This window comes from Streptomyces sp. MK37H (assembly GCF_018035285.1).
In the GTDB taxonomy this organism is placed as follows: Bacteria; Actinomycetota; Actinomycetes; order Streptomycetales; family Streptomycetaceae; genus Streptomyces; species Streptomyces endocoffeicus.
Genome location: NZ_JAAAYH010000365.1, coordinates 1 through 9,140 on the forward strand (window position 1 = coordinate 1; position 9,140 = coordinate 9,140).

Below are 9,140 nucleotides of genomic sequence, written 5' to 3' on the forward strand. Positions count from 1 at the left end.
ACCACGGCCGCCGGGACCAGCAACGGCCTGCCGTACACCTACGTGGCACCGGCCCCGCCCGCCGCCGTCGCCATCACCCCGACCGTGGGCCGGACCACCGGCGGCACCGTGTACCTGATCACGGGCACCAATCTGACCGGGGTCACCAGCGTCACCTTCGGCGGAAGCCCCTCGACCATCCTGGCCATCAACCCCGCCGGGACCAGCCTGATCGGCATCACCCCGGCAGGCCCGGCCGCGGGCGGCAACGTCATCGTGACCCTCACCGGACCCGGCGGCAGCACCAACGTGCCCGGTGGCTTCACCTACTTCGTCGCGCCGCCCGCACCGGTGCCCGTCGCCATCACTCCGGCCACCGGACCCGCCACCGGCGGAACCGCGTTCACCATCACCGGCACCAACCTCGGTGGTGTGCTGGCCGTGCTGTTCAACGGCGTCCCCGCCACCGGCGTGACCGCCACCCCCACGACGGTGGCCGGCATCACCCCGCCCGGGGCGGTCGGCAACGCGACCGTCACCCTGGTGACGGCCTTCGGCACCGCCACCGTCCCCGGCGGCTTCACGTACGTCTGACCGCGCACATCCGGCCGATACGTCTGACCGCGCATGTCCGGCCGAACCGCGCCGGTCACCGGGCCCCTTCCACCAGGGCCCGGTGACCGGCGACGACGTCCGTTCGAGCCGCTGGGCGGCCGGTCACCTTCGGCCGGTCACCTTCGGCCGGTCACCTTTGGCCGGTCACCTTTGCTCGTTCCCGGCCGTCAAGGACGGCATGGATGTCTACGAAGCGGTCATGAGCCGACGGGCGGTGCGCGGGTTCACGGATGAGCCGGTTCCGAGGGAGGTGCTGGAGCGGGTGCTCTCCGCCGCGGCCCGCTCACCCTCCGGCGGGAACCTCCAGCCGTGGCGGACCTATGTGCTCTCCGGCCCACCGCTGGCCGAGCTCAAGAAGCGCACCGCCGAGCGGGTGGCCGCGGAGGATCGCGGGGACGAGCGGGAGTACCCGATGTACCCGCCCGAGCTGAGCGGCCCGTACCGCGAGCGCCGCGCCGAGGCCGCCGAGCGGCGGTACGCCGCGCTCGGCATCCCACGGGACGATCAGCGGGCCCGCCACGGGGCCGTCGCCGCCAACTGGGACTGCTTCGGCGCGCCCGCCGCTCTGTTCTGCTACCTCGACCGCCGTATGGGACCGGCCCAGTGGGCCGACGCCGGGATGTATCTCCAGACCGTGATGGTGCTGCTCCGCGCCGAGGGGCTGCACAGCTGCACCCAGATGGCGTGGTCGGTGTACCGCCGGACCGTTGCGGAGGTCGTGTCGCCCCCGGAGGGGCTGATCCTCTTCTGCGGCATGTCGATCGGCCACGAGGACGCCGACGTGCCGTACGCCCGCTCGGAGCGGGCGCCGCTCGCCGAGACGGTCACCTTCCTCGACGGCCGGGCCACGGAGGCGGAGCCGGGGGAGTAGCCCACGGCTCCGCCCTCGCGTCAGGCGTGCGCGTCCGGACCGCCGCCGATTCCCGGCACGCTGCACTTCGGGACCTTCCGCACCAGCCGGAACGACACCGAGTTGGTCGTGTGGTCCTTGCCGAACTCCGCCACGATGAGCAGCGTCGCGCCCTTGATCCGCTTGCCATTCGCCAGGACGGTGTCATCCGGGATCATGTCCGGGTGGATGAGGGCCCTCCCGGGCGCGGACGGGAACGTCAGCGCGTAGCCCGCCGTGGCCCAGGGGGCATGGGGCGGTGCGCCCGTGGGGCAGTTCTCGTCCCCTTGCAGGACGGCCGCCCGCACGCCCATCTCCTTCAGCTGCTTCTGCAGACCGGGCAGCCCCTCGGCGCGGTCCAGCTGGAGGATCAGCGAGCCGTCGTCCTGCTTGGTCACGGCGTACGCGGGCGAGGCGCCCGAGCCGCTCAGCGTCGGCACGACCACCGCGGCGGCGGCGGCCGTCGCCACCGCCGCGACCGCGAACCGGACGCGGAGGCGGCGGGCCGGGGCCCGGGTGGCCCGAGCGGGGGCCGGGTCCGTGGCCATGGCCGACAGCTCCGAGGCCAGACGTCGCTTGAATCCGGTGGGCGTGCTCATGAGACAACCTCCAAGGCGCGTTCTGTGCGATCGGTTCGTTCGGCGCGTTCGTCGCGGTCGGCGCGGGCCGGGTGTGCGGCGCGCAGCGCCCGCTTGGCGCGGTGCAGTCGGACCCGCACCGTCGCCTGGTTGAGCCCGAGGGCCTGGGCGGCCTCGCGCGGGGTGAGGCCGTCGACGGCCACCAGATCGAGGACCTCGCGCAGTGGCTCGCTCAGCGCGCTGTGCCGCTCGGCCAGCGCCCGCGCCGCCCGTTCCGCGTCGATCCGCTCCTCCAGCGCGGCGATGTCCTCCTCGTCCAGCAGCCGGTGCCCGTTCAGCCGGGCCACCGCGTGCCGCTCGCGGACGTTGCCCCGGTAGTGGGAGGACAGGACGTTGCGGGCGATGCCGTACAACCAGGCGGCGGGTGATCCGCGCCCGGGGTCGTACCGGCCGGCGGCCTCCAGCGCCGCGACGAAGATGTCGGCGGTGAGGTCGGCGGCCACCTGCGGGCAGGTCGTGCGCCGGGTCACGAAGCCGAGGACGGCGTCGAAGTTCTCCTCGTAGAACGCCGCGAACCCCGCGGCGTCCGGCCGCGGCGGCGCGCCGCGGCTCATGGGTCGTTCGGGTATGAGGGGCACCCGTTCCTCCAAGGTGTCGGTGATCCCTTCACCCGGTACTTGGCCGCACGGCCCCGGGCCGTTTCATCCAGACAGCGGCCCAGGCCGGGGCCCGCGAAGCGCGGGCCCCGGCCTGGGCCATCAGGGCGGTGGAAACCGCCTAGCTGTCCTCGGTGGTCCTGCGCCGCCGCATCCACCACACCAGCGTTCCGCCCGCTGCCGCGAGGGCCGCGGCGATGCCTGCGATCAGGCCCACGGGGACGTTGGAACCGGTGTCGGCGAGGTCCCCGTCCGGGTCCTTGGTCGCGGGCGGCTGACCGGCGTCCCCGCCGCCCGGGGCGGTCGGCAACGCGACCGTCACCCTGGTGACGGCCTTCGGCACCGTCACCGTCCCCGGTGGCTTCACCTACGTCTGACGCGCACACCGCGTCGGCCACCGAGCTGCCTTCCTTATGGCTCGGTGGCCGACGCCTCCCCGTGCGTCGCCTGGCATCGGCGCGGGCTCGCCGGGAAGCGCCACAGCGCGGAGCGGGGCCGTTCCCGCTGGGCGGACGCGGTCGCGGGCTCGGGTGCCGGGGTGGGCGCAGCCGCCCGGCGGCCGAGGGCACCGGGACCGGGGCCTGTCACGTCCGGGGGCACCCGGACCGGGGCCTGTCGCGTCCGCATCCGGTACCGGACCGGGCGCTACCGGCCGGTCGGGGGGCTCATGCACCGTCCGGTCCCGCAACCGTCTGTTCACGAGCAGCGCATTCCAGAGAAATATGTATGCGGAAGGTTTCTTTCCGACTCGTCCGCCCCGGCTCTTCCGTCCCGACGGCGGCACCGCACCACCCGTCGAGGAGAAGATCCACCCATGCGCACGCTCACCCGCCGTTCCACCGTGCTGCTCACCCTCCTGACCGTCGCCGGTGGTATGACCGCCCCGGTCGCCGGCGCGGAACAGGAGAGGAAGCCGCTTCCCAAGGTTGCCGTCATCGGCACCGGCGGCACCATCTCCGGGGTCAGCAAGAGCCGGGTGTCCTACCAGGACTACGAATCGGGGAAGCTGCCGGTCTCCAAGCTGGTGAACGACCTCCGGCCGGAGGTGGACGCGATCGCCGACGTCTCCACCGAGCAGTTCGGCAACAAGGGGTCCGGCAGCTACTCGATCGCCGACTACCGCAAGCTGACGGCCTCGGTCGACCAGGCTCTGAAGAAGAGCGACGCGGTCGTGGTCACCACCGGCACGGACACCATGGAGGAGTTCGCGTACTGGCTGGACCTGACGGTCCGCAGCGACAAGCCCGTGATCCTCACCGGCTCGATGCGCCCCTGGACGGTGATCGGAACGGACGCCCCCGCGAATCTCTACAACGCCATCCACCTTGCCGCCAGCCGGAAGACGACCTGCTATGGCACCGTGCTGATGCTCAACGACCAGATCCAGGCCGCCCGCGAGGCGCGCAAGACCAACGCCCTGCGGATGGACACCTTCACCAGCGGGGACAGCGGCGAGCTGGGCGTCATCGACCAGGACAACATCCGGCTGAACCGCGCGCCCGCCCGTGTCCAGAAGTGCGGTACGAAGGCCTGGAAGACGCCGTTCGACCTCGACACGATCGCCAAGAAGGCGTTGCCGAAGGTCGAGATCGCCTACAGCTACCAGGACGCCGGGCCCGAGGCCATCAAGGCGTTCGCCGACTCCGGGGCGGACGGTGTGGTCACCGCCGGTACCGGTGCGGGCGGTCTCTCCCCGGCCATGACCGAGGCCCGTAAGGACGCCGTCAAGAACGGCGTGCTGTTCGCGGCGACGACCCGCACCGGCAACGGTGCCGTCTACGACGACAACACCGAAGGCGTCATCGGGGCGGAGGACCTGACCCCTCAGAAGGCCCGTCTGCTGCTTCTCCTCTCGCTCGCCGCGACGGACGACCAGAACCGGATCCGGTCCTGGTTCGCCACCCTGGGCAGCGCGCAGTTCCAGCCCCGGCGGTAGTCGGGCCCCTATGCCGTGCCGGGGTGGTCGAGCTGGCCCGCCTTGGCGCTGCGTATGAGGGCGCGGAGGGCGGTGGGGTTGGTGGTGAGGATGGTGTCGGGTTCGTCGCTCTCGCGGAGTCGGATGGTGGCGCGGTCGGGTGCGGAGACGTAGAGGCAGGCGTTGCCTGTGGAGCTGTACGAGGACTTGCGCCAGAGGTGGGTGGGCATGTGCTCCGTCCTATCCCTCGCCGAGGCAGTCCAGCTGCCCTGCTTTGGCGCTGCGTATGAGGGCGCGGAGGGCGGTGGGGTTGGTGGTGAGGATGGTGTCGGGTTCGTCGCTCTCGCGGAGCCGGATGGTGGCGCCGTCGGGTGCGGAGACGTAGAGGCAGGCGTTGCCTTCCCCGCTGTACGAGGACTTCTGCCAGCGGTGGGTGCGCATGCGTTCCGTCCTATCGTTCGCCGAGGTGGTCGAGTTGCCCTGTCTTCGCGCTGCGTATGAGGGCGCGGAGGGCGGTGGGGTTGGTGGTGAGGATGGTCTCGGGTTCGTCGCTCTCGCGGAGTCGGATGGTGGCGCTGTCGGGCGCCGAGACGTAGAGGCAGGCGTTGCCTGCGGAGCTGTACGAGGACTTCTGCCAATCGCGGGTGGCCAACTCATTTCCCTTTCAGGGCTCGGATGATGCTCTGGATGAGGTCGCGCGACTTCGGTTCGGTGAGGGCCACCGCCTCCATGCGATCCAGCACGATGCGGTACCTCTCCAACTGGGCGGGGGCATCGAGTAGTTCGGAACCATGCTCCGTATCGAGCTGCACGGTGTCCAGCTGTGGGACGGAGCCGGTGGCGTAAAGGATCGACTGGCCCGAGCCGGGGAAAGACCCCGCCTCGAAGGGAATCACCAGCACCGTGATGTGGGCGTGCTCGCTCATGTCGAGGATGTGCTGTAGCTGTCCGCGTGCGATGTCCGGTCCGCCGAAGCGCATCCGCAGAGCAGCCTCATGGACGATCGCCGTATAGGGCGTGGGCTTGTCACGGTAGAGGATGGCCTGCCGCTTCACGCGGTGGCTGATGTGATGCTCGACGTCCGGCGGAGTCAGCGGCGGCACTGCCTGCCGGAAGATCTCACGTGCGTGGTCGATGGTCTGGAGCAGACCCGGCATGTGTGCGACGTGGGCCGTGCGCAGCTCCACGGCGTGGTGTTCCAACTCGGCCAGATCGAGCAATCCGGCGGCGAGCGTCTCCCGGTACTCCTCCCACCAGCCCCGCTTACGTTCCACCGCCATGTCGAGAAGCGCAGCGATCAGGGCCTCGTCCGCGCAGCGGTAGTTGCGTGCCAGCGCTCGCAGCCGCTCCGCACTGACTCCGAACCGGCTCGCCTCGATATTGCTGATGGCCGTCTGATTGGTGCCGAGCAGGCGCCCGGCCTCGGTCGACGTCAAACCGGCGCGCTCCCGAAGCCTGCGCAGCTCGGTGCCGAGGCGGAGTTGGCGTGCTGTCGGAACACTTCTCTGAGGCATGCGCCGATTCTCTCTGCTCATGCGCAACAGGCGCGTCACTCACATGGGTGGCATTCCAAGCGCTTCTATCAGTGCCGTCGAATATCTTATGCGGACGGAGCTACGGTGTGTGCTGGGACACAGCCCAACTCTTCGCACAGACCGGAGACTTCATGCCCACCCCTGCGCCGGAAACACCGGAAAACCCCTGGTCGTACTCGCTACGCCTGCCCCATGACCCCCGCGCCGCAGGCATCGCCCGGATTACCCTCCGTGCGGTCCTCGCCCGGCACGAGATGCGTGAGCTCACCGATCCCGCGACCCTCGTCGCGAGCGAGATGGTCACCAACGCCTACCGCCACACCACCGGCCCGGCCGAAATGCGCATCCGCGCCGTGGAGGAGGGGCGTCTGCGGATCAGCGTGTGGGACACCAATCCGGACATCCCGCCGCCCTTCGACAAGCCCCCGGCTCTCTTCGACCGCTCGTCCGCCCTCGCGGAGGCCGCCGCGAACACCGAGGCCACCTACGGCCGTGGACTCCTCATCGTCCGGATCTGCGCCGACAACTGGGGTGGCTATGCCCTCGCCGACGAGCTCTTCGGGCGGAGCGGCAAGCTGCTCTGGTTCGAACTCGCACCGCAACACACCTGCGACGCCTTCGACATCGCCGCCTAACCGCCTAACGCCCGCCGGGCGTCATCCGCCGGGCGCCATGGCCGGTGGGAAGGAGTTCAGCTCGGGCTTGCCGTACGACTCGTAGGACTCCTCCTTCTCCTGGCTCCAGTCCGGGTCCATCGCGCAGGGCCCACCGCTGCCTCCGCTGAGCCGGTGGAACTCCGCCTCCCAGGTGACCCCGGTGCTGAAGCCGCCGTCGCGCTCGGCCTCGACGCTCCACTCCTCGAGCTGCTCGTCCTTCCCGAACTCCGTGATGCGCCACCCCTCCGCCTTGAGGTGATCGCGCACCCTGCGCAGCGCGGGCAGTGCCTCCGCCCGGTCCACCTTTCCGATCGACCACCCGTGGAGCAGCTGGTACGCGCCTTCCACGGGCGGGTCGGCGAAGCTGAACAGGCCGTCCGGGTAGCAGTAGTTGGAGTCATAGGTGTTGTGGTTGTCGACATCGACGTAGCCGCCTTCGACGGTGCGGTCGATGCCGAGCGCGGCGTAGGCGTCCCGGGAGTACCCGGAGAGCCGGCGCGCCCGCTTCTCGGGGTCGACGTCGGGATACGTGGAATCGGTGCCCGCGTACGCGAGCCCGGCGAGCCCGGCCACGGCCAGCGCCAGCACGCTGGTGCACCCGACGCGCCACCCATCGCGGCCCTTTCTGGCGGGCGCCTCACTTTCGGTCATATACCGGACGGTAGGTCTCGGCCCCGCGGCCCGGATCCGCGCGGCCGCTCAGGAGGGACTAGGTACCGGTACTCACGTCAGGACGGTCGCGGAGAGGTCGCGCAGATCGTCGAAGGCCCGGAGGAGGTGCGCGTCCAGGCTCTTTGTGGGGTCGTCCAGCCAGACCCCGGCGGCGTGGTGGAAGGTGGCCCAGCCGGTCTGGGCGGCCAGGTCGGCCAGCCGGTCGGCGACACCGCGCCGCCGCAGGGCCTCCGCCACCGCTTCGGTGAGGGACGCGGCCTTGGCCAGTTCGCGTTCGCGGAGCGTGGGCGTCGCCGCGATGATGTCCTGCCGTGGTTCGGAGAACGCGCGGTTCTCCTCGAGGATCCGTCCGGCCTTCCGGAAGGCGTGGAGCAGTACCTCGAGCGGTCGCAGGCCGTCGGGCGCCTCGGCCACCTCCTGCATCAGCGTGGCGCGCAGGTCGGCCTCGCCGCCGAAGAGCACCTCGCGCTTGTCCGGGAAGTGCCGGAAGAACGTGCGCTCGTTGACGCCCGCCCGGGCGGCGATCTCGGCCGTGGTGGTCCGGTCGAATCCGCGCTCCCGGTACAGCTCCAGGGCCGCCTGTTGAAGGCGGCGACGCGCTTCTGCTCCGCTCCGTGGCACGCCCCGAGGTTACCGCACATGCCAGTGACCGACATGTCGTTGCGCCAGTTACTGGCGCTACCGTAAGGTCAGTGACTGGCGCTAAGTAGCGCCAGTCACTGGCATTAAGTGGGAGTCCCATGCATGTCTTCGTCACCGGTGGTTCCGGGCTGACCGGCCCCACCGTCGTCGCCGAGCTCGTCGCGGCCGGTCACACCGTCACCGGTCTGGCGCGCTCGGACACCGCCGCCGCCCGGCTGGAGTCGCTGGGCGCCACACCGCACCGCGGCTCCCTGGAAGACCTCGACAGCCTGAGGAGCGGCGCCGAGGCCGCCGACGGCGTTCTGCACATGGCCTTCGGCGGCGACTTCGCCGACCCCGACGACCTGGAGCGGCGCGACCGGACCGCGATCGAGGCGCTCGGCCGGGCGCTGGCCGACTCGGGCAAGCCGTTCGTCTCCACTTCCGGCACGCTGGTCATGCCCGGCGGCCGGGAGAGCACCGAGAAGGACGAGCCCGACACGGCCGGGATCGCCGGCTTCCGGATCCCGGGCGAGCGGGCGTGCCTGGGCTTCGCCGCCCAGGGAGTGCGCGCGAGCGTGGTCCGGCTCGCTCCCACCGTCCATGGCCCCGGGGACTACGGCTTCATCGGCATGCTCGTCGCCACCGCCCGTAAGACCGGCGTCTCGGCCTACGTCGGCGACGGCGGCAATCGGTGGCCCGCGGTCCATCGGCGCGACGCGGCCGTCCTGTTCCGCCTGGCGCTGGAGAAGGCCCCGGCGGGCGGCGTGCTGCACGGAGTGGCCGAGAGCGGCGTCCCCTTCAAGAGCATCGCGGAGACGATCGCCCGGGGCCTCGGCCTGCCAGCGGTCTCCCTGACCCCCGACGAGGCCGCCACGCACTTCCCCAGCCCGGCCATGGCCACCTTCTACGGCTTCGACGGGCCCGTCTCCAGCTCTCGCACCCAGGAGCTGCTCGGCTGGACGCCGACCCATCCGCCCCTGCTACACGACGTGGAGCACGGCGACTACCTCGCCGCACCTGC

The 9,140-nt window shown here is 71.1% G+C and carries 14 protein-coding genes; 5 read left to right on the top strand and 9 right to left on the bottom strand.

The genetic code is table 11. From position 1 onward, the window contains the following. Together GWI24_RS34430 and GWI24_RS34435 are read left to right on the top strand one after the other, a co-directional pair. Positions 1–573: IPT/TIG domain-containing protein (locus GWI24_RS34430; protein ID WP_210949972.1), on the top strand; the 573-nt coding region annotated here is incomplete at its 5' end. A 199-nt stretch (positions 574–772) separates the two neighbouring features. Further along, complete coding sequence (locus tag GWI24_RS34435; RefSeq protein WP_210949973.1) at positions 773–1,465, top strand: nitroreductase; 693 nt, start codon at positions 773–775, stop codon at positions 1,463–1,465. 20 nt (positions 1,466–1,485) lie between these two features. Here the strand turns inward: GWI24_RS34435 and GWI24_RS34440 are convergent, their stop codons facing one another. The 3 genes from GWI24_RS34440 to GWI24_RS34450 form a co-directional block, all read right to left on the bottom strand. Beyond that, positions 1,486–2,082, bottom strand: a complete 597-nt coding sequence (locus GWI24_RS34440; protein WP_210949974.1) for a hypothetical protein — start codon at positions 2,080–2,082, stop codon at positions 1,486–1,488. Continuing rightward, positions 2,079–2,675, bottom strand: coding sequence for an RNA polymerase sigma factor (locus tag GWI24_RS34445; protein WP_210949975.1), 597 nt, complete (start codon positions 2,673–2,675; stop codon positions 2,079–2,081). Before GWI24_RS34445 ends, GWI24_RS34440 begins: the two co-directional genes overlap by 4 nt. A 163-nt stretch (positions 2,676–2,838) precedes the next feature. Beyond that, the gene (locus tag GWI24_RS34450; RefSeq protein WP_308344187.1) at positions 2,839–3,060 is read right to left on the bottom strand and encodes an LAETG motif-containing sortase-dependent surface protein; all 222 of its coding nucleotides are present in this window, start codon (positions 3,058–3,060) and stop codon (positions 2,839–2,841) included. A gap of 471 nt (positions 3,061–3,531) precedes the next feature. On the opposite strand from GWI24_RS34450, the gene GWI24_RS34455 reads away from it, so the two are divergent. Further along, the gene (locus GWI24_RS34455; protein ID WP_210949977.1) at positions 3,532–4,653 is read left to right on the top strand and encodes an asparaginase; all 1,122 of its coding nucleotides are present in this window, start codon (positions 3,532–3,534) and stop codon (positions 4,651–4,653) included. A gap of 8 nt (positions 4,654–4,661) precedes the next feature. Here the strand turns inward: GWI24_RS34455 and GWI24_RS34460 are convergent, their stop codons facing one another. The 4 genes from GWI24_RS34460 to GWI24_RS34475 are packed head-to-tail and all read right to left on the bottom strand — an operon-like array spanning position 4,662 to position 6,146. After that, positions 4,662–4,862 (bottom strand): DUF397 domain-containing protein, encoded by a 201-nt coding sequence (locus tag GWI24_RS34460; RefSeq protein ID WP_210949978.1) that lies wholly within the window; start codon positions 4,860–4,862, stop codon positions 4,662–4,664. A 10-nt stretch (positions 4,863–4,872) separates the two neighbouring features. Further along, positions 4,873–5,073 carry a DUF397 domain-containing protein gene (locus tag GWI24_RS34465; protein ID WP_210949979.1) on the bottom strand — a complete coding sequence of 67 codons (201 nt, stop codon included), beginning with the start codon at positions 5,071–5,073 and terminating at the stop codon, positions 4,873–4,875. Positions 5,074–5,083: 10 nt separating this feature from the next. Further along, positions 5,084–5,284, bottom strand: a complete 201-nt coding sequence (locus GWI24_RS34470; RefSeq protein WP_210949980.1) for a DUF397 domain-containing protein — start codon at positions 5,282–5,284, stop codon at positions 5,084–5,086. A gap of 1 nt (position 5,285) precedes the next feature. Beyond that, positions 5,286–6,146: a helix-turn-helix transcriptional regulator gene (locus tag GWI24_RS34475; RefSeq protein ID WP_210949981.1), complete on the bottom strand. Its 861-nt coding sequence runs from the start codon at positions 6,144–6,146 to the stop codon at positions 5,286–5,288. A 152-nt stretch (positions 6,147–6,298) separates the two neighbouring features. On the opposite strand from GWI24_RS34475, the gene GWI24_RS34480 reads away from it, so the two are divergent. Continuing rightward, positions 6,299–6,802 (top strand): ATP-binding protein, encoded by a 504-nt coding sequence (locus GWI24_RS34480; RefSeq protein ID WP_210949982.1) that lies wholly within the window; start codon positions 6,299–6,301, stop codon positions 6,800–6,802. 21 nt (positions 6,803–6,823) lie between these two features. On the opposite strand, the gene GWI24_RS34485 is transcribed toward GWI24_RS34480, so the two are convergent. Together GWI24_RS34485 and GWI24_RS34490 are read right to left on the bottom strand one after the other, a co-directional pair. Continuing rightward, positions 6,824–7,474: a hypothetical protein gene (locus tag GWI24_RS34485; protein WP_210949983.1), complete on the bottom strand. Its 651-nt coding sequence runs from the start codon at positions 7,472–7,474 to the stop codon at positions 6,824–6,826. A gap of 72 nt (positions 7,475–7,546) precedes the next feature. Further along, positions 7,547–8,116, bottom strand: a complete 570-nt coding sequence (locus tag GWI24_RS34490; protein ID WP_210949984.1) for a TetR family transcriptional regulator — start codon at positions 8,114–8,116, stop codon at positions 7,547–7,549. Positions 8,117–8,235: 119 nt separating this feature from the next. Between GWI24_RS34490 and GWI24_RS34495 the strand changes: the two genes are divergently transcribed. Then, the coding region (locus GWI24_RS34495) for an SDR family oxidoreductase (RefSeq protein ID WP_210949985.1) at positions 8,236–9,140 on the top strand (905 nt) is incomplete at its 3' end.